This is a genomic window from Streptomyces sp. NPDC006458 (assembly GCF_040612135.1).
Lineage (GTDB): Bacteria > Actinomycetota > Actinomycetes > Streptomycetales > Streptomycetaceae > Streptomyces.
Genome location: NZ_JBEXPR010000002.1, coordinates 1 through 22,691 on the forward strand (window position 1 = coordinate 1; position 22,691 = coordinate 22,691).

Here is a 22,691-nt window from a genome sequence, read left to right on the forward strand (position 1 = left end):
CTGGGCCGGACGACGTAGTCCGCCATACCGGCGCCGTACAGGTATCGAGCCAAGGGTCACACCGTCCAGGAGATCGTCGTAGCGAGCACGGAGTCGGCCGCGGTCATGTCGGGGTGCTGGGTCAGCCACACCTGTCCGGCGCGGTCGGCGTGGTTGTTGGGGTAGATCGTCAGGTTCCCGATGCGGACGCCCGAAATGTAGACCGGTGCGAAGTGGTTCAGCGTGGGGTGCCGGTAGTCGACGGGGATGAGGACGGGCAGGCGGGAGTCCGAGGCGGCGGCCAGCGAGGAGTTGCGTTCGAAGTTCCCCAGTCGCAGCGTGACGCTGTCGCCGCGGCGCTCCGCGACGGAGGCGCCCGAGTTGGTCCAGGACGACACCGGGGAGTCGATGCTGGTGCTCGTCTGCGGCCGGTGGACTAGCGTCCACGTCGACCCCGTCCACAGCCGTAGCCGGCCGGTGTCGATCTCGTAGCAGATCTCACCCTGGGCCGGTACGGGGTTGCGGGTGGTGGAGGTGCACGGCCGGACGCGGGAACCCACGTAGAGCTCGGTGCGGGTCACGCTCACGGCGGCGGCGCCGCTCAGTACGGTGACTTCGGCGAGCGGGATCTCGTACAGGCCGGTGTCACCGGTGTCCTGTGTCAGAGCCGGTGGGCCGGATCCGGGTGTGCCGGGGCTGATGACGGCGCGGACCGTCCAGGTCGAGCGGTCCAGGCGCAGGACGACGCGGTCGATGCGGGTCTGGCCCGACACGTTGGTGCCGACGGGCAAGGTGCTGGAGGTCGGGCCCGACGTCCAGTGGTGGCCGCGGACCGAGGCGCGCATGTCATGCCGCACGAGCACGTTCAGGCCGGTTCCCTCGGTGACGACGCGGGCGCTGCCGGGCGTGCCGTACACCCCGTCGTCGGACCAGCGTGAGGCCATCGCCTCGAACTCGCTGTCGGTGACGGCGCGCGCGTTGTAGGCCGGGGACGGCCACGAGTTCTGTGCCATCGGGTGTTACCTCGTTTCGAGTCGACCCAGCCTGCGGCCGAGCGTGCGGATCATCCGCACGGTCTGCGGGTCGGTGGTGGCGTCCTGCGAGCCGACGACCGACGCGACCGTCTCGCCGCCGTCGGGGGTGGCCTGCAGGTGGATGGACCGGACGATGTCGGTGACCTGCAGCCCGTGCGGCAGCGCGATGGTGACCTGGTCGCCCAGGTCGTAGTCGCGGCCGGCCTGCAGGTCGGGGGTGTCGACGGTGACCGTCGCCAGCTCGACCGGCGCGGAGCTCTCGGCGAGCTCGCTGGTCCCGAGGACCGTGAGCTCACCGCTCGTGTCGTTGGCGGCGTTGCCGTCCACGTACTTCTCGACCCGCCACCAGCTGCTCGCTGCTCCCGCGTTGGCGGTCTCGACGAACGTACGCGTCGTGCTGCCTGAGGTCTCGGTGCCGGCGACCAGAGCGTGAGTGACTGTCGGCGCGGACTGACGGAAGCCGATGCTGCGCAGGTTGCCGAGGCCGATCGAGAACCGCGCCGTGGCGGTGAGGTCCCGCGGTTCGTAGACGCCGAACTTGATCTGGCTGCCGACCTGGCGGGTGCGGAAGCCGAGGCCGCCGCCGTTGCTGGCCGCGGCGCGGCACACGTCCAGCACCGGCTCGAACCGGGTTTTTACGCTGGTCGTGGTGGCGACCCCGGCCGCGGTATCAAGGACCAGGCTCGGGATGCGGCGGGCGAGGAGGGCGCCAGGCCCGCAGTTCTCGTTGACCAGGGTGCGGATGATGGTCTCCGCGCTGACCGCCGTGAAGCTGCGGTAGGTGCTGCCGAGCTGGGCCGACCAGGCGGAGCCGGGGGTGGGGTAGGTGATGTGCCCGGCGATCGTGGCCAAGTCGTCGACGAAGTTGACGGTGACGGTGCCGGTGCCGGGGTCGCCGTCGTCGGCCGTCCACTCGTAGTCCGTCGGTACTTCCATGGGGCCGGCCGTCCAGATGTGCCCGTCCCGGATGACGACCAGGCGGTTGCCTGGCCGGAGTTGGTCCATGACCTCGGACCGCGCGGGAAGGGTCACCGCTCCGGCCGCGGGCTCGTTGAACCGCCGGGGCGCGTCCAGGTTGGTCCAGCCGGTGAGCGGGTCGCCCTGGATGGCGAGGGCGTCGTCGGTGACGAGGAGCTGGATCGTCATCTCAGGCCGTCTCGTAGCGCGGGTTGAAGGTGAGCTGCACGGACGAGCCGGGCCCCGCTCCGGTCAGTGCGAACTCAACCGGGTTGTCTCCGGGGGCCAGGCCCCAGAGAGTGGCGCCGGGCCAGTCGAGGCTGCCGATCCAGTTGGAGCCGTCTTGATAGCGCACCTGGGGCGGGTCGGTGGAGATGGTGACCTGCTGCCCGGCGAGGAGCGGTCCGTGCTCGATGGCCGTTGCGTCCGGGTCGAGTGTGAAGGCCTCGCCCGTTCCTGCGTGGGCGGCCTCGATCAAGGACGCCGGGCCGGTGATCACCCAGGACGGCCACACGTCCACGTCGCCGGGATTGTGGACGACCGTCTCGCCGAGGACCTGCGACGACGACACGGACGGGAACGGGTCCAGGAAGTCGCTCGGCGTGCTGGCCTCGCGGGTGACCGTCACGGGGGTGGGGTCCACCCAGTACGGATCCTCACACCACAGGGTGATCACGGCGCTGTCGGCGTCCCGGTAGTACCCCCGCTTGGACTGCCCGTCGAACCCCTCCTGGTAGTACACCTCGATCTGGCGTCGACCCCCGTCGGGGCGGGCGATCTCCAGGATCCCTGGCATCCGTACGCCGTCCGGCCCGCGCCGCAGTGTGCGGGTGAAGGCCGTGGCCAGCGCCCGCCACCGCGCCAGGAAGTCGACGTGATCGGACCCGTGCACGAACAAGGGCCAGATGATCGTGCGCGGCTGCGGCTGGGCGTGCCGCAGGCGGGCACCGCCGCGTGGGTGCTTGTCGGAGGTCAGCTCGTACGACGCCGCACCCAGCCCGGACACGCCGTCGGCCAGGGTGAACCAGCCGCCGTCCCGGTCGGTGAGCGGCCAAACCTGCCCGCTCGGGTCGGTGTAGGTGGCGGTGGCGTAGCCGATCTCCGGCAGCAGTACTGGAGGGCCGGGCTCTGGCCCGGGCGGGGTTGTGAGTGGTGCGGTGATGATGGGCATCTAGCGCGGCCTCCCCACCCTGGCCCGGGCCTCCTGCACGCGCTGGACCCGCTCGAGGTCCGCCACGGTGAAGTCGGCCGTACGGGCGTTGATGACGTACTGGGTGCCGGCGCCCTGGCTGGCGGCGATGCCGACGGCGGCCGCGCCCTCGAGGGTGCTCAGCTGCCGGGGAGTGAGCACCGCCTCCGGCGTGCGCATTCCGTTGAAGTTCCAGCCGGGCTGGAGCCATCCGCCTTGGTCGTACACGCCCGGCTGGAACCCGTACCAGTCGGTGAACAGCTTGTCCTTGTAGCCGCGGGCGCCCTTGCCGATGACAACGCCGTCGCCGCCGCGCGACTCCACGTTGACGCCGCCGATCGTGCCGGCGGTGTGGCCGACGCCGGCGTTCGTGATGCCGATCCGGTACGGCGACTTGCCGTGCAGGACCCAGCCGGGCGGGGCGGTCGTGCCGTGGAATGCGCCGGTGGCCCACCTGCGGTGCGGCCTCTGCCCGCGGATCACGGACTCGATCGCGGACACCAGACCGCTGCAGTCCCAGGACGGGTTGCCGTTGCCGCCCCACTGGTAGGGCAGGCCGTCCTGGGTGCGCGCCCAGCGCAGGCCTGCCTGGATCCGGGGGCCGCCGACCCCGCCCGCGCCCTTCTTGTCCGCGGACTCGGAGTAGCCGAACAGGGCGTCCAGGATCTTGTTGGGGATGCGGCGGATCATCCGGCCCAGCGCGGTGTCCATGCCGGGGAAGCTGCGCAGCAGGGGGTCGACGAGGTTGCGGACGCCTGCCCGGGCGGACGCCTCGAGCGTGTCGCCCAGCCAGGACGCCCCCTTCTTCACGTGGTTCCACACTTCGGTGCCGGCGCCCAGGACCGCGGACCCGGCCGACTCGATCCATCCGAAGATGCCGCCGTCCGCGTACGCCTGGTGGACGCCGCCGGACGCGTACCGCAGTGAACGGTCCACGCCGGTGCGGGGGTTGCCGCCGAAGACGGGGGCGAGGGCGGCGCGTACGCCGGACGTCCCCGACGTCCTGGCGACGCGGTTGAAGTAGGAGACGAATCCGCTGCCCACGGCGCGGGTGAACTCCGGCCGCATGATCGACTCGCCGCCGGACAGGTCGAGCGTGCCGCCGGTCGGGGAGACGAACCTGTGCACGTCCCGGCCCGGGGTGTAGCCGGGCAGGACGCCGCCGCGGGCGAAGCCCTTGGGGTGGAACTCCTTGAGCGGAGGCGCACCGAACGCGGCGGCGATCTTGTTCCAGACGCCGACAATCCCCAAGTTGTAGACGGTGTCGATCATGAAACTGACGGGGCCCTTGGCGATCCCCTTCAACCGGTCCCACGCCAGCTTGATCGACTTGCGTGCGTCCTCGAAGCTGTCGCTGACCAGCCCGACGCCTTCCTTGAGGACGTCGAAAGCGGGCTTGATCCCGTGGTCGTACGCGCCGCGGATCGCGCCGGCGATGCCGTCCCAGATGGGACGGATCCACCGGTCGCGCAAGTTGCGCATGGTCGTGCCGAGATTCCCGACCCCGCTCGTGATCCACCCGAAAGCGGGCCTGATCCCCTTCTCCCAGGCAGCCCGGATCGTGTCCTTGATCCCGCGCCAAACCGGCTGGACCACCCGGTCGTTGAGCCACTGGAACGCCGGGCCCAAGTGCTCCCGCACCCACGTGACCAGACCCGCGATCGCCTTCACCATCGAGGACACCCAGCCGACCGCGCCCGAGACGGCGCCCGCGAACTGGCCGACGAGGAAACCGGCGAACTGCAGCAGCGGGGGCAGCAGCCAGGACAGGACGTTGATGGCGAGCTCGAGGACCAGGCCGACGATCTGTGCGAGCGGCGGCACGATCGGCAGCAGCGCCAGCGCGAGGTCGACCCCGGCCTGCACGAGCTGCATCAGGGACGGCAGCAGCTGCAGCAGCACACCGCCGGCCATCTCCAGCACCATGCCGAGGAGCTCGCCGACGACCGGCAGCAGCGGGGCGAAGGCCTGCGCCAGGGTGAGGAACGCTGCGGTGAGCGGCGGGAGGACTCCGGCGAGGGTGCCCGCGAGCATGCCGACGAAGTCCGCCAGGACGGGGGCGAGTCCAGCGATGATCGGCGCGAGCTGCTGGGCGAGGGATCCGGCGACCTCGGCGAGCGGCGTCACGATCGCCAGCAGCGCGGCGGAGATTCCGACGAACGCGTCCGCCACGGTCGGCAGGACCGGGAGCAGCGCGTCGAACACGGCCGTGACGAGCTGCACGCCGACCGGGATGAGCGGGGTGATGCCCTCGACCAGGAGCACCGCGGCGTCCGCGATCCCGGAGAACGCCGGCAGCATCGTCAGCAGCGCACCGCCCAGCGCGCTGACCGCCTCGCCGATCACCGGCAGCAGCGGAGCCAGCGCGGCGAACACGATGTCGACCAGCTGGATGCCGGTCTCCACGAGCGGCAGCAGGATCGGCATCAGCTGGTCGAGCGCCGCGGTGAACACGCCGGCGATCAGCTCGGCGACCTGCCCGATCAGCGTGACCAGCGGCGTGAGCGCGGGCTCCAGGCTCACGAACAGCTGAGTGATCACCGTGCCGATGAGCTGCAGTGCCGGGGCCAGGGCCTGCACGATCTGCGCCAGCGGGCCGACCAGGACACCGACCAAGCTGGTGATGACGGAGACGATCGGCGTCAGCGCCGGCGCGAGCGCGGTGACGACGCCGCTGATCAGGTCGGCGATCGGCTGCAGGAGCGGCGTCACCGCCTGGACCATCTGCACCAGGGCGGTGCCGACCGTGACGAGGACGGGGCCCAGCGCCTGCACGATCGGCAGCAGCGCGGCGCCCAGGGCGGAGGCGAGCTGCTGCAGGACGGGGCCGAGAACGGTGGCGATCTGCGCGATCGGCGCGGCGATCGCGGCGAGCAGCGGCACGACGGCCTGGACGACCGACCCGATGACCGGGACGATCGCTGAGACGATCTGCGCGACCGACGTGAACAGGCTCCGCATCTGGGCCTGCATCTCGTCGCCGCCCAGCACCCGGCGCAGCTCGCCGAAGACGGCGCCGAGCGAGCCGACGATCTCACCGCCGGCGTCGGATGCCGCCTTGAAGATCTGGTTGACGGTGCCGAGGATGTTGCCGATCAGCGTGCCGAACGCGGACAGGATCCCGACCGCGCTGCTGATCGCCTGCTCGAGACCGCCCGAGGCAAAGGACTCGGCGATGCCGTCGGTGAACGACTTGATGCCGCCGGCCATCTGCTGCGACAGCGCGTTGAACGCGGGCTGCGCTGCCACGGACAGCTGACCGAACGCGGTGAGCATCTGCCCGGGGGCGTCCTTGAACGCGGCCAGGTTCGCGGTGGCGCCGTCGAGGATCTTGTCGAGCAGGCCGGTCCTCGCCATCTCGGTGACCGCGCCGGCCGCCGACTTGGCCATGGCGTTCCACACCCCGGCCGTCTCGGTCAGGCCGCGCTTGAGGACCGGAATGGTGGCGTTGCCGAGGGTGGTGACCGTGGAGTCCAGGCCCTCGAACAGCCGGTTCTGGACGCCGAGTTTCATGTCCCGCCAGGCGGGTGCCAGCCCCTGGATCGCGCCCACGAAACTGCGTGCATTCGGGGCGAGCTTCGCCATGGCCTTGTCGAACTGGGACGCCTGCCCGGCAGCCGCGGCCTGCGCATCGGCGACCGCGCGCGCGGCGTCCGCGACGGCCCGCTGCGCGTCCTCGATCTGCCGCTGCCCGTCGGCACGCGCCTCGTCGACGCCGGCCTGCGCCTCGGCCAGCGCACGCTCGCGGTCGGCGACCGTACGGTTGGCGTCGGCAATCCGCCCCTTCGCGGCCAGCACCTTGTCGCTGCCCTCGACGCCGGCCTTGTTCGCCGCCGCGGTGTCGGTGGCCAGCCGCTGCGTCTCCCTGCGCTGCTCCTCGAGGTTGAGGCGCGCCCGCTCGTAGCGGATCTCCAGTTCCTCGAGGTCGCGCGGGTCCGTGCCCGGCTTCTGCTGGGCGGCCTTGAGCTCCTCCTCCGCCTCCTGCAGCCGGATGACCGCCTCGCGCTCGCTGAGCTGGGACTCGGCGAGCCGCTGGTTCATGTCCTCGAGCTCGCGCGTCGCCTCACGGCGCGCGTCGGTGAGCTCGGCCTGTACGTCCCGCGCCTCACGCTGCGCATCGGTGAGATCCCGCTCGGCGTCGGCGACCTCCTCCTGGGCGTCCCGCACCCGCTGCGCCGCCTGCACCCGGGCGTCGGCCAGCGACCGCTGCGCATTGGCGAGTCCACGCTGCGCCGCCTCTACCGCACGGGTCGCGGACGCGGCAGAGGAAGCCTGCGCGCTGCTGTCGGCGAACGCCGCCTTCATGGCGTTGCCGACCCCGGACAGCCCGACCTTCAGCGCGCCGGCTGCCACGCCCGCGGTCGTGAGGGCGGGGGCGAGGATTGCCGCGGCCCCGACCGCGGAGGACAGGTTGGCGCTGATCGCGACACCGGCCAGGGCACCGATGCCCTTGAGGCCGGCGCCGAAAGCGCGGCCGAACGCAGCCGCGCCCGACTTGCCTGCGTTCGAGGCGCGGGCGTTGACGGCCTGGGACCAGTTGCCCTCGAACTCGGGCCGGATGCCGACGTAGCCGCGGCCGACGAGTACACCTCCGGAAGCCACGCGCACCTCCCGTCATGGGTTGGTGGCGCGGCCTCCGAAGACCCTCGCCAGCTCGGCGGCGCCGCTTCCATGGCGGCCGCCGAAGCGGATCGTCTTCGTGCTCCTGCGCTTCTCGACGCCCGGCCGCTGGATCGGCTCAGGCGCCTTCAAGCGTTTGGTCTTCTTCGGGTCGCCGTGCAGCTTGATCTGTACGAACGTCTGCTCCCGCAGCGCGTCAACGACGGCCGCCGCCAGCTGCCGGTCCGGGGTCCAGTAGTCGTCCTCCGGGGTGGAGCCGCGCACGGAACGTGCGGTGGCCGAGTCGGCCGGCAGGTACTTGAGGAACACCCGCAGCTCACGCCAGGACAGCTCGCCCCGGTACAGCTGCAGCAGGGACCGGCCCGGCCAGTACCGGGCCATGTCCCACTCGACTGCCTCCCCGTGTTCGCTCAGGAACCGGCGGAGGCCTGCGATTCCCCCGGCTCCAGCCCGGAGCGCTTCTGCCAGTCGCGGGCGATGACCTCGAGGTCGCCGAGCTGGTAGCCCGCCCGGTACATCTCCTTGACCTTGTCCTCGCCGAGGGTCTCGGCCAGGACGCCGATGGTGTCGTTGAGGTCGCCGACCTTCTCCTGGATCTCCCACGGCAGCGCCCGCATCGGCGGCAGCGTGAACTCGACGCCGAACAGCTCGTAGTCGGTGGGGTCGGGCAGCGCGTCACGCTTCTGCTGTGCGAGCGCGTCGAGGCTGACGCGCTGCGTGCCCGGGCCCGTCCTCTTCTTGCTGGTGCTGGGGGTGGTGCTCACCTAGTTCTCCTCATACGGGTTGCGGGTTCAGCGGGTTGGGGTCCCCGGCAGGCGCGACCCGCATCGCACGCCTGCCGGGGAGTCGAGCGGCCTTAGGCGGCGAGGGCCCAGGCCGGGTCGTTGGACAGCCAGGTCGCGAGCTCCGGCGCCGAGGAGGCGTACGCGGAGACGGTCATCTCCAGACCGACCGCGCTTGAGCGGCCGAGGCTGATCGCGCCGCGGTCGGTGATCTCACCGCGCGGGATGACCAAGCGGTTCGTGATGTCGCCGTCGATCCACTCCAGGCCGACGGCCCACTCGGCGGGTCCGGGTGCGGCCGGGATGTCGAGGCGCCAGACGGTGCCGGCGGACACCTCGGTGATCGTGCTGTCCGGGAAGTACGCCGTGATCGTCTTCGCCTTCAGCTCGAGGGCGGTGAACCCGAGCGTCATGTCGACGCTGGTCAGCACACGGCGTACGGGGGAGAGGGACTGCCAGGCGTTGATGTCCTCGACGTCGGTCGAGTACTCCATCGAGACGCCGTCGTCGGACATGTAGCCGAGGTCCACCCACGACGCACCCCACGGGGTGGTCAGGTCAGCCGGGGCGGTGGTCCCCTTGGGGGCCAGGTAAATGGAGCCGTTGAGCGCGACCCTTACGTTGTCGGCGTCGTTGGACACGGATGCCTCCAGGCATGCGAGGGGCCCGTGCGACCGGCGGCCGACGGGTACGGGAACAGGGACAGCGGGTTAGGTGGCAGGCCTGGCACGCAGACGCATCTGCATGACCAGCACGTACCGCGGGATCGGGGCGGTCTCCGGGTCCGGCTCGTGCGGGAGCCAGATCAGCGAGAGGTCCGCGACGGCGTAGATCTTGGCGTCCTCGACGGTGTTGCCCCTGGCGGCGTGCAGGTGCGCGCGCACCAGCTGCGCCAGGTCCTGCGCGGCGCCCTTGTCGGCGGCGAGGACGTCGATGTCGAGGGTGACGTCCTCGATGACGTTGCGCTGCACGGTCGCTCCGCCGCCGCGGCTCACGGACACCACACCGCCGCCGAGCCGCTCCGGCAGGGAGGCCGGCCACTCGGTGCCGACCGTGACGCCGGTGTCGAGCGCGGCCCGCAGCACGGTGACCGCGGCCTTCTCGGCGTCGGGGAACACGTAGACCGGTGTGGTCATGGCCTCTTGCGGCTGGACCGCGCAGGCGGCTCAGGCGCGGGTTCCTCGACGGCCTCCGCCGGCGTGGTGTCCGGGACGGGATCCGCCGCGGCCGCCGCCTGCGGCGGGTCCGTGACGACCTGGGCGACCCGGCCGTCCCGTCGCAGCGCCACCAGCTCCTCCGCCGTGACGTCGATTTCGTCGCCCGGCTGATGCTGGCCGTGCCAGTGGGCGAGCTGGATACGGGGCATCACGTACTCCTGATCGAGTCGAGAGAGCGGCCGAGGACCCTGAACTTCGGGCTGTGGCCGCCCTGCGGGCGTTCGCGGGTGGACCGGAACCGGCCGCTGGAGTCGCGGGCGCGGTCCGTGGTCTGGCCGGTGCCGAACTCGACCTGCAACGCCCACGGGGCGGTCGCCCCGAACTCGGCGCGCCAGCCGTTCGGCTGGAGCACAGCGGCCGAGTAGATGCTGTTGACGTACTCGTCGTGGCGGCTGATGGCGGGGTTGTAGGTGGGGCCGCTGTAGCGGGGGGCCGTGGCCCGGGCAACGGTGGCGCCGCGGTCGGCGGCGTCCTTCAGCAGGTCCCGTACGCCGTTGGACCGGGCGATCTCCTGGAACACCTGCGGGTTGGGCACGTACCGGAAGGTGGTGCGAGCCACTGCTAGGCCACCTCCTTGAGCTGGGCTTCGATGTGGCGCAGGCCCGGTGGTGTGGGCCAGCGGCCGACTTTGCCGGTGACCTCGAGGACCTGGCCGTCGATCTCGATCCGGTCGGTCTCGCGGAGGTCGGGCATGGTGCCGGGCGCGGAGATCAGCAGCCAGCCCGTGACGGTGAGCTGCCGGTCGCTGGTGTCCTCGCTGCTGCCGCCGGCTGGCTGCACGTTGATCTGGCCGAGGGGGATGCGTTCGGCTGCGCTGCCGTAGTCCGGCCGCTGGTTGCCGTACCGGTCGGTGGTGACGGCGGGGCGGATGATGACGCCGGACTGCTGGTACAGGACGCTCATGACGGAGCCACCGACATGGTCGACCGCTTGTAGGCGCGCAGCAGCTTGATGTGGTCAGAGGTGAGTGAGCCGGTGCCGAAGGTCTCCACGGTGTGCACCACGCTGGTGGCACCGGAGGTCTCCGACCGGAGCCGGTTGGGGTTGGAGACCGTCGCGGACGCCAGGTCCAGACAGATACCGAGGATGTCATCGGGGATCTCCAGCTCACCGTGGGAGTAGGTCACCCGGACGCGGTCCGCCCAGATCCCGACGGGGTAGCGGCGGGGCCAGCCCATCAGCCGGCTGGTGGGATGGGACTCGCCGCGGTGGAGCTCCGATCCCTTGCGGACGAAGTCGCGGCCGGCGACGGCAGGGACCTCCAGGCCCGTGCCGTCCACGAGTTCCACCACGGTCAGCGGATGGGCGTCGTCGACCACCACGGGCCGCTGCGGCAGCCTCAGCACCCGCTCTCCGCCGTCCAGTTCCACGGTGTCGTCCGCGACGAAGGTGATGACCTGCCGGGTCTGGTTGCGGATGGCGCCGGACGCCAGCCGCAGGACCAGGTCGGCCTCCTCGTCGGACACCTGCCCCACACCCGGATAGGCCCGCAGCTGGTCGGGAGTGGCGAGGGTTGGCAGCGGCACGATGCCCCCTCTACTGGCCTGGTTCGGCGGTCTTCTCGAGCTGCTTGACCAGCGTCGACCGCGGCTTGTCCTGGGCCAGCTCGGCGGCCAGGGCCTGGCGAGCCCGCTCGGGGTCCTCGCCCACCCAGGCGAGGACGTGCGGTACGGAGCCCGTGATGTCCAGCTCCGCAGGCGTCTGGTCGTCGTCGGGCTCTGTCTCCTCGGGCTCGTCGTCCTGGCCCTCGGCGGCGAGGGCCTGGGCGAGCTCCTCCGCCTCGTCGTCGCAGGGGTCGACCGCCGCGCCGTTGCGCAGCAGGTACACGGCGGTGTCGCCCTTGATCTCTTGCCCGGGGGTGAAGTCCTCGGGCTGGTGGTTGATGTAGGCCTTGAGGGCCTCCCGCACGAGCACACGCATCGTCCGGTTCCTCTCTGGGGGTCGGGCGCGGGCCCGCCCGTGCAGGGCGGGCCCGGGCGGTCATGCGTGCTCGAGGACCACGGCGCGCTTGAAGAGGCTGGCGTCGCCGGAGGTGGCGTCGGACGGGACACCGAAGTCGCCCACCCAGGACCAGGTCTGGGAGACGATCTGGCCGAGGCGGTCCTGCGGCGGCCGGACGATGTAGGCGACCTGGACGCCGTTGGCGGGGCCGATCATCTGGATCGACGGGACGCCGCCGGTGTCGGCCTCGCTGAGCAGCTGGCCCATCCCGTCGAACGGGGCGGACAGCAGCGCCTCCGCGCCGAAGACGATCGGGCGGTGCACGGTGACGTTGCCGGCGGACCCGCCGTTGAGGATGGGGACCTCGTTGTCGCGGACCCAGTCGATGCCGGCGAACCGGCCGATCGACAGTCCCTCGTAGATCGGGGAGTCGACCCGGCCCTGCAGCGCCTGCTTGAAATCGGCGTCGTCGAACAGCTGGGTCTCGGTCTCGGGGTCGATGTGCGCGGTGTAGTAGCCGCCGAACGCCGGGACGTTCATCCGGCGCAGGCGGGCGACGGCCGCGCGGAACATCTTGAGCGTGGCGACGTTCGATGTGCCGATGTCGTACGCCGTGTCCAGAGTGTTGGACGGGCGGATGGTGACCGGGGCGTTGACCGCGACGACGGCGTCACCGGCGGTGTCGGCGCGGGCGGTGCCGAGGGTCAGCGTGCTGGTGCCGGCGTTGACGCCGGTGACCGTGTTGGCGACGCCCTCGATGGACACGGTCAGCGGGTTCGCGCCGGAGACCGGGGTGGGCTTGCCGTTGACCAGGACGTACTCGAAGCCGCGCACGGACTGCACGACGATGCTGGTGTCCGAGGAGCCGGCCGACGTCGCCCAGGTCCGGCCGCCCGCGTACGCGTTGTAGAGCTTGTCGCGGGCGATCCGGTTGAGGGACTGACCGGCCGAGATGCCCAGCTTCTGGGCGTCCTCGAGGAACTTGCTGGCCAGCGCCATGCGGCTGGTCAGCATGTTCGTGTCCATCGTGATGCCGTACTGGTCCATGGTGACCGAGTACTGCTCGACACTGTACGTCTGCGGCGCCGGGTCGGCCCCGGCCAGCGGCGTGGTGGTCGGCGTGAGCAGACCGGTCCGGGTGAACGTTCCCGTGTCGCCGACGTTCTGCGACCACGGCCGCGGGGTCGCGATGGACGGGAACAGGAACTCCGGGAGGAGGGCCTCCTCGAAGGCCCGGTACAGCAGGCCGTTCTGCATGATCTCGCGGATCGATGCCGGCAGGGTGGAACGGATGTCGTGCCGGGCCAGGTTGAACCAGGTCCTGCGCGTGGGGAGCGTCGCGAGCGACATAGCTACTCCTCTTGGATGTCGATGGACACGAGGTCCGGATGCTGTTGCGCGACCTGCTCGAGGCCGAGCAGCGCGGCTTGTGTGATGGCGCTGACCGCCGCGCAGACCCGCCCGTCCTCGAGGTGACCCTCGTGGCCCTCGACTTCCAGGCGCGTGACGCCGTCAGAGAGCCGTGCCGTGATGCGGATCAACGCCGGGGCGCCACGCCGAGCTTGGCCATCGCCGCGGCGTAGTCCTCCTTGGAGGCGCTGCGGTAGTCGGACGGCGGAGCCGGGGGCCGTGCGCCCTGGCTCGGGTCCGGGCGGGGGCCCTTGCGCTCCGGCTCCGGCGCGGTCGCCGTCTGCTTGCGCAGGTGCGGCTTGCGCTCCAGGAGCGCGTCGAGGTCGGTACGGATCTGGTCCGTGTCGATCTCGCCGCTGTCGTCGGAGTACGACGCCAGGTCGAGGAACGCGATGGCGTCGTCGGCGTCGGCGAAGTCCGCTGCGGCCGCCCGTACTTCAGCGGTCACGGCTCGCTTGGTGGCCGCCTCCGCCAGGGCCGAGGCCCGCTCGGCGGCCTGCTGTGCCTTCTCCAGGTCCGACTTGTCGCGGTCCTCGAACTCCGCGACTCGCTTCGCCAGGTCGTCGGCGCGCTTCTTCTCGGCGGCTGCCGTCTTCTTGGCTTCGGCGCGCTCGGCCTTCATCGCGTCGAGCGCCTTCTTCCCGGCGTCGCCGAGCTGGTCGGCTCCGTCCGGGTCGGCAGGCGGGTCGGCAGGAGCGGGGCCCGGGTCCGCCGACGGGTCGGCCGGGTCCGCCGCGGGGTCGGCAGGCGGGGCGGCCGGCTCGGGGTCGTCGTGCCGGTCGAGCCGGAACCAGCCCACGCGGTGAGCAGCGGGCAGCCAGCTGGTACGGGTTGCGTGCATGGTGGTGTCTCTCCCGTTGCGGGATCGGTGGCCAGGCGTTGCGCCTGGTCAGGCGGGTTGGCGGCTACGAGATGTAGCCGTTGCGGCGTAGCAGCCGCAGTTCCTCGTCGCGGGTGTCCGCGATCCGGAAAATCTCCTCGGGCATCAGCCGCGGTGTGGACGTCGAGCGTGCGTACCGGGTCGATGTGGCCTGGCCGTGGCGCTGGCCGGCGAACCTGGCGAACCGGTCCCCCGCGCGGTCCCGGCTGCGGCCGAACGTGCCACGCCGGGTGGCGCCCTCGCTGGTGACCTGGATGTCACGGCCGTGGACGTGAGCGGTGGACATGCCGCGGCGCGCGTTGACGACCTGCCCGATGTCGCTGCCGGCGCGGATGGCGCGGGCCCCGGCGACGCCGAACACTCTCTGCTGCTGCCTTTTGTCGAGCTGGTTGAACAGCTGCTCGGGGGTGTACACGCCGGGCCACTCGTGCTCGCGCAGGGGCAGGGTCTGGCAGTCGCAGTTGGGGTGCCGCAGGAATCCCTCCGAGTGGGAGTAGATCTGCCCGGCAAGGATGATGCAGCGCGCGCAGGCGGGCAGCCGTACGACCCGCACGTAGGCCACGCACTGCGGGTGCGAGGTCATCGCCACCTGGTCCGCGGTCCGGGCGGTGTCTGCGATGGCGGTGGAGGTGTACATCGTCATGTCGACGAGGCCGCCGATCATAGCCTCCTCCGGGGGGAGCCCAGCGGCAAGCCGCCGACGGACGCCGATCGCCGGAACGTACAGCAGCGACTCCAGCCGCCCGCCGCCCGGAGCGATCCCGGCGAGCGCGGACGGAACCAGCCGCGGCAGCAGCGCGGACTGCGCCAGCGACATTCCGCCCTGGGCGGCCATCTGCGCCGCGATGTACGCCTGGGCGGCCTGGGCGACACTGGTCTGCCCGGCGATCGCCGCGGCGGCGATCTGTGCGCCTGCCTCGCCGAGGAGAGCGGCCTCGATCGACTGCGCGGCGAGGGTGGCCCACACCGCCTGGATCTGCTCGACGATCGCGCGGATCGTCGCCGCCACGTGGTCGTATCGGCCGGCCGCCAGCTCGGACGCCGAGCCGAGCTGACGGACAGGGGGAGGGCCGGGGCGGCCGGAGGCGGGGAGCTCAGGCGGCGTCGCCATGGTCGGCCTCCGGCAGCGCCTCGTCCGGCTGCGGCTGCGGCTTCGTGCCGAACAGCGGCGTCACATCGCCAGCGGCCAGGCGGCGCAGGGCGTTCTGCGCGTCCTCCTCGTCCTGCTCCTCCATGCGCCGGATCTGCGCCTGGGTGTAGCCGAGGTCCTCGCGCGTCTGGCGCAGCGGCACGATCTTCGCCTGGTGCTTTTTCACCGCGGCGTCGGCGGCCTGCGCGACCGTCGGGGTGGAAGCGTCGCGCCAGATCGTTTCCAGCGCCCGGGCGTCGTCCGACCACTCGCCGTCGCGGATGCGCAGGACCAGCCGCATGACGCGCTCCCACGTCCCGCCCCACGACCCTTGCTTGCGCTCGGCGCGCTTGACCAGCCGGGACTCGGCGCTGCGGATCGCGTCCGCGCTGGCGGGGTTGGCTGTGGTCTGGCCCAGGAAGTGGGGCGGCAGACCGGCGAGCGAGGCGACCAGCTGCGCGAGCTGGTTGATCGTGGAGTGGAAGTTCTTCAGGTCCGCCTCGGGGAACTGGACGACGTCCGCCCCGTCCTTCTTCGTCTTCTCCGTGGCCCAGATCCTGCCGGCGATCCGGGACCAGGCCGAGATCTTCCGGCCCTGCTCGTCGACGAAGTCCTCCTCGCCGAAGCCGAACGCCGCCCTTCGCGGGGTGGCGTGGTACTCCGCGGACACCATCATGTCCGTGGCGATCTTGCAGGCGGCATCCGACAGCGGGATGACGTCGGCGAGTTCGGACACGCCGCCGCGCTTCTTCAGGCGGGTCCGGTTCGCGAGGACCTCCACCGGCACGACACCGAGTTCGTGATCGTCGCGCGGGTTGTCGGTGTCCTCCTCCCACGTCCCGTCCTTCTTCACCCACCAGATCGTCGCCTCCGGCAGGTACAGGGTGGCGTGCTCAACCTTGTCCTGGCCCTCGCCGTCCTCCCACCGCTTCACGGCGGCCGCCACCTTGCGGGTGCGGGGGTCGTGGTCGGCGTACATGTCCTGCGCGGACTCGACCGTCACGAGCGGGGTCCGCTCGTCGTCCTCGTTCGTGCCGACCACCACGTACGCCCGCTTCATGATCAGCGCATCGAGCTGGCCCTGCTGCGACTGCACGCTGAGGTCGTTGGCCTTCCAGATCCGCCACAGCTCCTCGTCGGCCTCCGCCTGCCCGGGGAAGCGGAACCCGACGACGTCCAGGCGCTCCTCGACGGAGTCGACTACCAGGCGCGGCCAGTTGATGACGACCTGGCGCACGTTCTCCTCGAGCTCCGCCTGCAGCTCGGGCGCCATGTAGGAGAGTTCCTGCTCACCCTCGTAGTACCGGTCCAGCCTGTCGAGCTCACCCCGGACCTTGTCGTGGCAGGTGATCAGGTCCTCCAGCCACTGCAGCTCAGTGCGCTCCACAGCTCACCTCGCTTTCAGCGGATAACGATCATCTTCGACTTCTTCTTGGGCTTTGCCAGGCCGGCCGCGATCGCGTCACCGGCCGCCTCGTGCGCGAGGATCGAGATCACACAGACGTCGATCTTCTGGGTCAGGCTGGCCTTCTTCAGCACGTACCGGTTCGACGGCCGCGCGGCCTTGCGGGCGTTGCCCACGTGAGCACTCGCGCTCGGGCAGCCGTCGTGCGTGAAGGTGGTGTCCTTCTTCGTGACGTCGGTCAGGAGCCGCTCGGCAGCGGCGTGCATCTGCACGGTGCGGTAGGTGTACCAGCGCACCACCCGCGTCTCCCCGTACCGCTCGGCCCAGGCGTCGACCTCGGACTCCCAGTACGGCGGATCGAGGTAGCCGCGCACCACGTCATAGGTGTTCATCACCTCGTCCATCGCGGCGTCGACCTCGAGGCGTGGGACCTGGTCCCCGTAGTCGGCCGGGTTCCAGATCGTCGGCAGCTTGTCCGGCCCGTACGTCGGGGTGAACTGGTAGCCGTCCAGCGTCTCCAGTCGGATACCGGTCCAGTCGTCCACGTCGGAGCCGTCGAACCCGAGGACGACCTGAGTGCCGGCCTCGACCTCGCGCGCCTGGTGGCGCAGGTCCCAGATCTCCCGGTCGAGCCAGGTCCCGGTGCCGGACGTGATGCGGTTGCCGAAAAACCGCTCTGCCTGCGCCTGGTCCCGCTCGATGAGCTCGGCGGCCTCGCCCTCGATGGCGTCGAGGTCGACCCAGCCGGTACGGCCGGCGCTGTCGCCGTACACCGCCTTGTGGATCTTCCGGCGGTCGGCCTTCAGCTTGTACTGCAGCCGAGGGTCCGCCTTGCGGTGATCCCGGTGCACGTCCTTCGCCCGGGACTCCGACGTCCGCTGCGCGAGGCTGTCCTCGCTCGGGTCCCACGCGTTCGTCGTCTCCACGCCGCGGCCGCCCATACCGGCGAGGCCTCGGCGCTGGGTCTCGGCGACGGCGATCATCCCGGACGAGACGGTGTACAGACCGGACTCGTCCCAGGGCACAAACGTCACACGCTGGCCGAGACGGCTGCGGGCCCGGCTGGTGACCGGGTCGATGCGTCCGCCGTTCGGCAGGTTGATCCGCGTCTCGCCGGTGTCCGAGATCAGCTCGGCGAGCGGCCCCAGCTCGATCATCGGGGTCAGTGCCGAGTAGATGTTGGCCGTCTGGTCCTCGGAGTTGGCCGTGATCTGGATCAGCGGCGTGGGCCACGGCCGGCCCATCGGATCTCCGGGCTCGTACTCCCAGATCCATCCGCACCCGCAGTCGTAGTCGCGGCAGTCGTAGGCCTCTCCGCCTTCGGCCCAGTCCTCGAAAAGCACCGGGCCGACGCCCTCGGCGCAGACCATGGCGGCGGTGAGCGGGCCCTTGCCCCACTTCTGCGGACGCACCAGCTGCGAGCGCCGGTAGGCGAACGCGGCCGCGCGCTGGCCGGGAGTGGCCGTCAGCCGCAGACGGTAGTGGTGGACCAGGAACGTCCACATCTCGTCCGTCAGACCGTACGGCTCACCGATCCGGTCGCCGTCCGGGATGACACAGTGCCGCTCGATCCATTCGCCGACCAGCCAGCCGAGGCTCGGGAACTCGCCGCGATACTCAGGACCCCGCCACGGCACGGGAGGCCGCCAGCTTCATGAGGCAGCGGTCCAGGACCGTACGGATCTGCGCCGCGTCACGGCGCTCGTGGAAGCCGGGCAGGTACACCGCCACGAAGTTGTGCACTCCGTCGACCTTGCTGACTGAGCCGGCGTGCATCACCCGGCGGCGGGGCAGCCCCATCTCGCGCCGCCACTCCGCGGTATGCCGGGCCGTCGGCGAACAGACCACGAACAGCGGCTCGTCCATCATTCGCCCCCTGCCGCCGCGTCGGTGTCGACGACCCGCAGGCGTCGCCGGGTGGTCTGCCGCTCGGTCTTGGCCCGGGCCTGCCGTGTCTCGGCGACCTCGTCAGTGGCGATCTCCCACCGCAGCCGCAGAAGCGACAGCGGTGTCAGGCCGAGACGGTCGGCGAGCTGTCGCGCTTCTTTCGCAGCGTCCAGGTCGCCGGCCTCCGCGCGGGACTTCCACCGTACGTACTGGGCGACCTCCCGCGTCCAGGACAGCCGCACCCACATGACGGCCTGGGGCGTCGCCCACAGCTGCCGCCAGAGTTCGGTCTCGATCTTCTGCTGGGCCTCGAGTTGCATCTGCAGGATCGTCGCCGCGGCCCGCGCCTCGTCGGCCTTCTTCTCGGCCGTCGTCTTCGCGCGCCCCTTGAGGTTCGGCTCGAGCAGCGCCAGCTCGAGGTCGTCGGCCTTGCGCATCGCCATGTCGCGGCGGGTGGTGAGGACGACGTCGTCGAGGAGCGGCCACTTCGGCGGCCGGCCTTTCCGGCCCTCGACGGGGAGTTTCGTGGTGGCGATGGTGGCGTTGCGCCGCCGTCGCTGTCCGGCCGGCTTCGGGGGCGGTCCGTTCCCTGCCATGGTCATCACTCCAGGTGAGCGCCGTTGCGGCGCGTCAGTGCCCGCCGTTGCGGCTGAGCGTGGATCGGGTGGGACAGGCGCGGTTGAACGCAAGATGATCAAGTTCCCAGACCCGTACAGGTTCTGAGAGCCCTCCCCCGCGGTCTCCCGTGCAGCCGCGCACGCGGGTGCGCCCCCACCCGGGCGCGGGCGCGCGGGCGCGCGCGGCAAGATCAAAACGTTGCGTCGTGATCTTGGAACCCGATTGGCGACCAGCGGGCGCGGAAGGTGGACGGGATCGGCGGCTCGCGGCGGTCGACGGTGTCGAAGCCGAGGCGAGCGAGGCGCAGCGCGGCGGCCGCGATGTCCTGCTGCGCCGTGCGTCGCAGCAGGCTCGTGGCCTCGGTCGGCCTGGTCGCGGTGTCGGTCACTGATTCCAGCCTCCGGGCTGGTGCTCGGCGGTCTCGGCAGAGTGGCAGCGGTGGCAGAGGCCTCGGCCGTGCTGCGGGTCGTCCGGATCCTGGCCGCGGGCGACGAGATCGCGGCGGCTGAGCGGATGGTGATCGGCGTGCCTGCTCGGCTGTCCGCAGGGTGAGTCGTGGCCGTGGCTGGTGATCGTGCAGACGCAGGCCGGATCCCGGGCGAGGACGGCGTCGCGGAAGCGGCTGCGATGGCGCGCGCCGTAGCCGCGCTGGGTGCTGGTGCCGCGTCGGCGGTCGGCCGCAGCGCGGCAGTCGGCGCAGCGGCCGCCATTGGTGTACTCCGGGCAGCCTGGCGTGGAGCAGATGGACATCGCTCGTCTGGCCATGGTTATCACCCGTCCTGGGATACGGTGCCGTGTCTGGGACCAGAGGGGTTCCAGCGTGAGGGGGGTGTGGTCGTGGCTGGTGGGTGCCGAGACTGCCGGACGTGCACGATGAGCTGGGTGGCCCGGCAGGGCCGTCACATGCTGTATCTGGTCACTCTGGCGTGGCTGATCAAGCCCGTGTTCCTGAAGAACTGTCCGCAGTGCAAGCACCTGATGGGGCGCCACCAGCGGCGCAAGGACGGCTCGTTCCAGGACTGACGCGCTAGGGCGGCGGCGTGCCGGCGTGGTCGCCGCGGTACGCCTCGAGCGCTGCCCGCACCCTGGCTTCGCCGCTGTCGTTGGAGTCCCATCGCTCGACGGCGTGCCAGAGATCCCGGAGCCGGGTGATGCGCACCGCAGCGCGGGTCTCCCATTGGCGGAAAAGGACGAGGAGTTCCTCGGTCTCACGCGCTGCGTCCTGGGCGTAGCCGAGGCTGGCCAGGCGTTCGGCCATCGCTTCCAGGTCGCCCCGATGCGTCTGCAGGTCCTCGAGGTCCAGGGCGCTGTACAGGTAGCCGTAGCTGCCGCCGCTCATAGGTACCTGCTCGGGCGGATGGTGGTGTGGGTGGTGCCGTCGAGGACGGCGGGAGTCGGGATGCAGTCGCCGCTGATGCAGACGGTTTCGTGCTCGGAGTGCAGGTGTGAGTGCCGGCCTTGCTGGGCGAGGAGCTGTGCTGCCTCGCGGGCGGTGAGGCGTGCCATGTGGCCAGCGGTGGGCATCATGCGGGCCGGGCTTCCGCGTTGGCCCGAACCGCGCGCGCGGCACTCTCCTCTACCTGGCGGCGGATCTGCTCGGCGTCCCCGTCCACGTGGACGTTCAGGACCTGTTCGGCCGGGGCGGGGGTGCGCCATTCGTTCGCGGGAATGTCGACGGTGTCCTCGAAGCAGAGGACCGCGCGTGCACCGAGCTGTTCGGCGAGGGATCGGTGGGGTGCGGGCTGGTCGCTCTCGCCGTGCCACAGGGTGAGGTCCTTGATGGTTTCCTCGGAGGCTTGGTCGATGACAAGGGCGAAGGGTGTCTCGTCGTCCCCGTTCTCACGGTAGATGGTGGGGAGTTCGAGGATCTGAATGCGGGGCATGCGGGTTGCCTCTCTCATCCGTCGTCGGTGGGTACGTCGAGGTAGCCGCTGTTTTCGATCTGCTGGGTCGCGGTGACCATGCCGAGTCGGGTGATCCAGTCGAGGCCTTCAGAGCGGGCGCTGATCATGCTGACGGTGCCGTCCGCCTTGACGATCTTCAGGATCACGAACGCATCGGTCGGGAGGTCGCCCTCTCCGAGGTCGGCTTGTACGCCGAGCGCATCGAGCAGCTGGCCGATGGGCTGCTCGGCCATCAGATGCCGAGAGCGATCAGTTTCAGCTCGGCGTTGTCGACGTCGACCTGGAGTTGGGAGCCGTAGCTGTCGGTGGGGAAAGGGCCGATGTAGCGGCTGGCGCTCTGCGGCACGCTGACGGTTCGGGGCGTGATGCTCTGTCCGTCGTGGAGGCCGGGCAGTCGGAGTGTGACCGTGCGGGCCACGGTGCTGCCGGAGTTGCGGACCAGGAGGAGCATCCGCCCGTTGTTCGGGATGACGTGGTTGTTGACGGGGTCGCCGTTGGTTTCGGCGGGGGCTGCGACACCGGCACGGGTGATCTGCGTGACGGGTACGGCGGTGCGGGGCACGGCGGCCTCCATGGGGTGTGGCCGCCGGCGGGCGGCAGACGGTGGTTATGCGACGCGGCGGATCGCCACGGTGTTCTGCCGGGTGGCGCGTACGGCGGCGGCGATCTGGGCCTGGCTGTAGATGCGGCGGCCGTGTTCGTCGGTGGGCGCTGCGTCGCGGTTGAGGTGTCCGCGGCGTTCCCAGGAGTAGATCGTCTGGCGGCTGGCGCTGAGGAATGCGGCGGCCTGGGCGACGGTGAACCAGACGTTTCCGTCGGCGTCCTCGCGGCCGGCTGCGGGCTCGCGGTCTCCGGGGCGGGCCATGTGCTCACCCCCTGGAACGCGAAAACCCCCGCCGGGGCGGGGGCTCGTGTGGTGTGTGGGCACAGGTGTACTGCTGGCATCAGAGTATGCAGTGCTGATCGTTTACTGTCCAGCGCTGCCCGTCGGCGCGGCGGGCGCGATGCAGGCGAGGCGTTCCCTTGCGATGTCCGCGTACTGCTGGGACTGCTCGATGCCGATGAAGTGGCGGCCCTCGAGGAGGGCTGCGGCGCCGGTGGTGCCGGACCCCGTGAAGGGATCGAGGACGGTGCCGCCCTCGTGGACGATCCGCACCAGCTGCTGCATGACCTCGAGCGGCTTCTGGGTGATGTGACGGCGCTGTGTTCCACGGGGCTGGCTGCCGGTGACGTGGCCGGGCAGGTAGACGGGGTCGTTGCCGGGGATCATGGCGCCGTTGCTGCCCCAGACGATGAACTCGCAGTCCTGTTTGAGGCGTCCGGCCTGGGGGCGGGCGTTGGGTTTGTGCCAGACGGCGATGCCGCGCCAGGTGTAGCCGGCAGCCTGGAGGGCGTCGCTGGTGGCGGGAAGCTGGCGCCAGTCAGTGAAGACCATCGCGGCGCCGCCCGGGCGGGTAAGTCGGTGGCATTGGGCGAGGACGAGCGCGAGCCACGCGGTGTATGAGCGCTGGTCCCGGCTGTCGCCGGTGAAGTCACCGAGGTCGAATCCGTGGTGGCGGCCGCCGCTGCTGAGGTACTTCTGGCGGGCGGTGCGGGCGGTGCGTTCGCTCATGGTGCGGCCGCCGCTGTTGTACGGGGGGTCGCAGATGACCGCGTCGATGGGGGTGTCGAGGGTGGGGAGGAGTGTGAGTGCGTCGCCGCTATGCAGGGTCCAGGTGGCCATGTGTGCATGCCTTTCG

At 70.9% G+C, this 22,691-nt stretch carries 31 protein-coding genes; 1 reads left to right on the forward strand and 30 read right to left on the reverse strand.

All coding sequences use genetic code 11. The annotated features are described in order from the left end of the window. Positions 1-56: 56 nt before the first annotated feature. The 23 genes from ABZZ79_RS03135 to ABZZ79_RS03245 form a co-directional block, all read right to left on the reverse strand. The gene (locus tag ABZZ79_RS03135; RefSeq protein WP_356685882.1) at positions 57-992 is read right to left on the reverse strand and encodes a hypothetical protein; all 936 of its coding nucleotides are present in this window, start codon (positions 990-992) and stop codon (positions 57-59) included. A 6-nt stretch (positions 993-998) separates the two neighbouring features. Continuing rightward, positions 999-2,159, reverse strand: a complete 1,161-nt coding sequence (locus tag ABZZ79_RS03140; protein ID WP_356685884.1) for a siphovirus ReqiPepy6 Gp37-like family protein — start codon at positions 2,157-2,159, stop codon at positions 999-1,001. Position 2,160: 1 nt separating this feature from the next. Then, positions 2,161-3,141, reverse strand: a complete 981-nt coding sequence (locus ABZZ79_RS03145; RefSeq protein ID WP_356685886.1) for a phage tail protein — start codon at positions 3,139-3,141, stop codon at positions 2,161-2,163. Next, positions 3,142-7,761, reverse strand: coding sequence for a hypothetical protein (locus ABZZ79_RS03150; protein ID WP_356685888.1), 4,620 nt, complete (start codon positions 7,759-7,761; stop codon positions 3,142-3,144). Between the two features lie 12 nt (positions 7,762-7,773). Further along, on the reverse strand, positions 7,774-8,160 hold the full coding sequence (locus ABZZ79_RS03155; RefSeq protein ID WP_356685890.1) for a hypothetical protein: 387 nt from the start codon (positions 8,158-8,160) through the stop codon (positions 7,774-7,776). 29 nt (positions 8,161-8,189) lie between these two features. After that, positions 8,190-8,543: a hypothetical protein gene (locus ABZZ79_RS03160; RefSeq protein ID WP_356685892.1), complete on the reverse strand. Its 354-nt coding sequence runs from the start codon at positions 8,541-8,543 to the stop codon at positions 8,190-8,192. A 92-nt stretch (positions 8,544-8,635) separates the two neighbouring features. After that, positions 8,636-9,202 carry a phage tail protein gene (locus ABZZ79_RS03165; protein WP_356685894.1) on the reverse strand — a complete coding sequence of 189 codons (567 nt, stop codon included), beginning with the start codon at positions 9,200-9,202 and terminating at the stop codon, positions 8,636-8,638. A gap of 69 nt (positions 9,203-9,271) precedes the next feature. After that, on the reverse strand, positions 9,272-9,697 hold the full coding sequence (locus tag ABZZ79_RS03170) for a hypothetical protein (protein WP_356685896.1): 426 nt from the start codon (positions 9,695-9,697) through the stop codon (positions 9,272-9,274). Beyond that, a complete protein-coding gene (locus ABZZ79_RS03175) occupies positions 9,694-9,927 on the reverse strand; it encodes a hypothetical protein (RefSeq protein WP_356685898.1) in 234 nt (77 codons plus the stop codon). The genes ABZZ79_RS03170 and ABZZ79_RS03175 overlap by 4 nt, the downstream gene beginning before the upstream one ends. Beyond that, on the reverse strand, positions 9,927-10,337 hold the full coding sequence (locus tag ABZZ79_RS03180; RefSeq protein ID WP_356685900.1) for a hypothetical protein: 411 nt from the start codon (positions 10,335-10,337) through the stop codon (positions 9,927-9,929). The genes ABZZ79_RS03175 and ABZZ79_RS03180 overlap by 1 nt, the downstream gene beginning before the upstream one ends. Positions 10,338-10,339: 2 nt before the next feature. Continuing rightward, the gene (locus ABZZ79_RS03185; RefSeq protein WP_356685902.1) at positions 10,340-10,681 is read right to left on the reverse strand and encodes a hypothetical protein; all 342 of its coding nucleotides are present in this window, start codon (positions 10,679-10,681) and stop codon (positions 10,340-10,342) included. Beyond that, positions 10,678-11,304 carry a hypothetical protein gene (locus tag ABZZ79_RS03190; RefSeq protein WP_356685904.1) on the reverse strand — a complete coding sequence of 209 codons (627 nt, stop codon included), beginning with the start codon at positions 11,302-11,304 and terminating at the stop codon, positions 10,678-10,680. Before ABZZ79_RS03190 ends, ABZZ79_RS03185 begins: the two co-directional genes overlap by 4 nt. A 10-nt stretch (positions 11,305-11,314) precedes the next feature. Beyond that, a complete protein-coding gene (locus tag ABZZ79_RS03195) occupies positions 11,315-11,698 on the reverse strand; it encodes a hypothetical protein (protein WP_356685906.1) in 384 nt (127 codons plus the stop codon). Positions 11,699-11,758: 60 nt separating this feature from the next. Further along, the gene (locus tag ABZZ79_RS03200) at positions 11,759-13,069 is read right to left on the reverse strand and encodes a N4-gp56 family major capsid protein (protein ID WP_356685908.1); all 1,311 of its coding nucleotides are present in this window, start codon (positions 13,067-13,069) and stop codon (positions 11,759-11,761) included. 2 nt (positions 13,070-13,071) lie between these two features. Next, positions 13,072-13,260 (reverse strand): ribosomal-processing cysteine protease Prp, encoded by a 189-nt coding sequence (locus tag ABZZ79_RS03205; RefSeq protein WP_356685910.1) that lies wholly within the window; start codon positions 13,258-13,260, stop codon positions 13,072-13,074. Further along, positions 13,257-13,970: a hypothetical protein gene (locus tag ABZZ79_RS03210; protein WP_356685912.1), complete on the reverse strand. Its 714-nt coding sequence runs from the start codon at positions 13,968-13,970 to the stop codon at positions 13,257-13,259. The genes ABZZ79_RS03205 and ABZZ79_RS03210 overlap by 4 nt, the downstream gene beginning before the upstream one ends. A gap of 64 nt (positions 13,971-14,034) precedes the next feature. Beyond that, positions 14,035-15,120: a hypothetical protein gene (locus ABZZ79_RS03215; RefSeq protein WP_356685914.1), complete on the reverse strand. Its 1,086-nt coding sequence runs from the start codon at positions 15,118-15,120 to the stop codon at positions 14,035-14,037. Further along, positions 15,104-16,525: a phage portal protein gene (locus ABZZ79_RS03220; protein ID WP_356685916.1), complete on the reverse strand. Its 1,422-nt coding sequence runs from the start codon at positions 16,523-16,525 to the stop codon at positions 15,104-15,106. The genes ABZZ79_RS03215 and ABZZ79_RS03220 overlap by 17 nt, the downstream gene beginning before the upstream one ends. 14 nt (positions 16,526-16,539) lie before the next feature. After that, positions 16,540-18,180 (reverse strand): hypothetical protein, encoded by a 1,641-nt coding sequence (locus tag ABZZ79_RS03225; protein WP_356685918.1) that lies wholly within the window; start codon positions 18,178-18,180, stop codon positions 16,540-16,542. Continuing rightward, positions 18,161-18,412: a hypothetical protein gene (locus ABZZ79_RS03230; RefSeq protein WP_356685920.1), complete on the reverse strand. Its 252-nt coding sequence runs from the start codon at positions 18,410-18,412 to the stop codon at positions 18,161-18,163. The genes ABZZ79_RS03225 and ABZZ79_RS03230 overlap by 20 nt, the downstream gene beginning before the upstream one ends. Beyond that, entirely contained in the window at positions 18,409-19,026 is a 618-nt protein-coding gene (locus ABZZ79_RS03235) for a hypothetical protein (protein ID WP_356685922.1), read from the reverse strand. The genes ABZZ79_RS03230 and ABZZ79_RS03235 overlap by 4 nt, the downstream gene beginning before the upstream one ends. Positions 19,027-19,238: 212 nt before the next feature. After that, a complete protein-coding gene (locus tag ABZZ79_RS03240) occupies positions 19,239-19,436 on the reverse strand; it encodes a hypothetical protein (protein ID WP_356685924.1) in 198 nt (65 codons plus the stop codon). Beyond that, the gene (locus tag ABZZ79_RS03245; RefSeq protein WP_356685926.1) at positions 19,433-19,813 is read right to left on the reverse strand and encodes a holin; all 381 of its coding nucleotides are present in this window, start codon (positions 19,811-19,813) and stop codon (positions 19,433-19,435) included. The genes ABZZ79_RS03240 and ABZZ79_RS03245 overlap by 4 nt, the downstream gene beginning before the upstream one ends. Positions 19,814-19,921: 108 nt before the next feature. Between ABZZ79_RS03245 and ABZZ79_RS03250 the strand changes: the two genes are divergently transcribed. Continuing rightward, a complete protein-coding gene (locus ABZZ79_RS03250) occupies positions 19,922-20,071 on the forward strand; it encodes a hypothetical protein (protein WP_356685928.1) in 150 nt (49 codons plus the stop codon). A 4-nt stretch (positions 20,072-20,075) separates the two neighbouring features. On the opposite strand, the gene ABZZ79_RS03255 is transcribed toward ABZZ79_RS03250, so the two are convergent. The 7 genes from ABZZ79_RS03255 to ABZZ79_RS03285 all read right to left on the reverse strand — a co-directional run bounded on the left by ABZZ79_RS03255 (position 20,076) and on the right by ABZZ79_RS03285 (position 22,675). Beyond that, positions 20,076-20,387 carry a hypothetical protein gene (locus tag ABZZ79_RS03255; RefSeq protein WP_356685930.1) on the reverse strand — a complete coding sequence of 104 codons (312 nt, stop codon included), beginning with the start codon at positions 20,385-20,387 and terminating at the stop codon, positions 20,076-20,078. Beyond that, complete coding sequence (locus tag ABZZ79_RS03260) at positions 20,384-20,554, reverse strand: hypothetical protein (protein ID WP_356685932.1); 171 nt, start codon at positions 20,552-20,554, stop codon at positions 20,384-20,386. The genes ABZZ79_RS03255 and ABZZ79_RS03260 overlap by 4 nt, the downstream gene beginning before the upstream one ends. Positions 20,555-20,571: 17 nt before the next feature. Then, positions 20,572-20,931 carry a hypothetical protein gene (locus ABZZ79_RS03265; protein ID WP_356685934.1) on the reverse strand — a complete coding sequence of 120 codons (360 nt, stop codon included), beginning with the start codon at positions 20,929-20,931 and terminating at the stop codon, positions 20,572-20,574. A gap of 14 nt (positions 20,932-20,945) precedes the next feature. After that, positions 20,946-21,185, reverse strand: a complete 240-nt coding sequence (locus tag ABZZ79_RS03270) for a hypothetical protein (RefSeq protein ID WP_356685936.1) — start codon at positions 21,183-21,185, stop codon at positions 20,946-20,948. Further along, positions 21,185-21,514 carry a hypothetical protein gene (locus ABZZ79_RS03275; protein ID WP_356685938.1) on the reverse strand — a complete coding sequence of 110 codons (330 nt, stop codon included), beginning with the start codon at positions 21,512-21,514 and terminating at the stop codon, positions 21,185-21,187. The genes ABZZ79_RS03270 and ABZZ79_RS03275 overlap by 1 nt, the downstream gene beginning before the upstream one ends. 45 nt (positions 21,515-21,559) lie before the next feature. Further along, on the reverse strand, positions 21,560-21,817 hold the full coding sequence (locus ABZZ79_RS03280; protein ID WP_356685940.1) for a helix-turn-helix domain-containing protein: 258 nt from the start codon (positions 21,815-21,817) through the stop codon (positions 21,560-21,562). Positions 21,818-21,919: 102 nt separating this feature from the next. Continuing rightward, the gene (locus ABZZ79_RS03285; RefSeq protein WP_356685942.1) at positions 21,920-22,675 is read right to left on the reverse strand and encodes a site-specific DNA-methyltransferase; all 756 of its coding nucleotides are present in this window, start codon (positions 22,673-22,675) and stop codon (positions 21,920-21,922) included. Positions 22,676-22,691 lie beyond the last annotated feature (16 nt).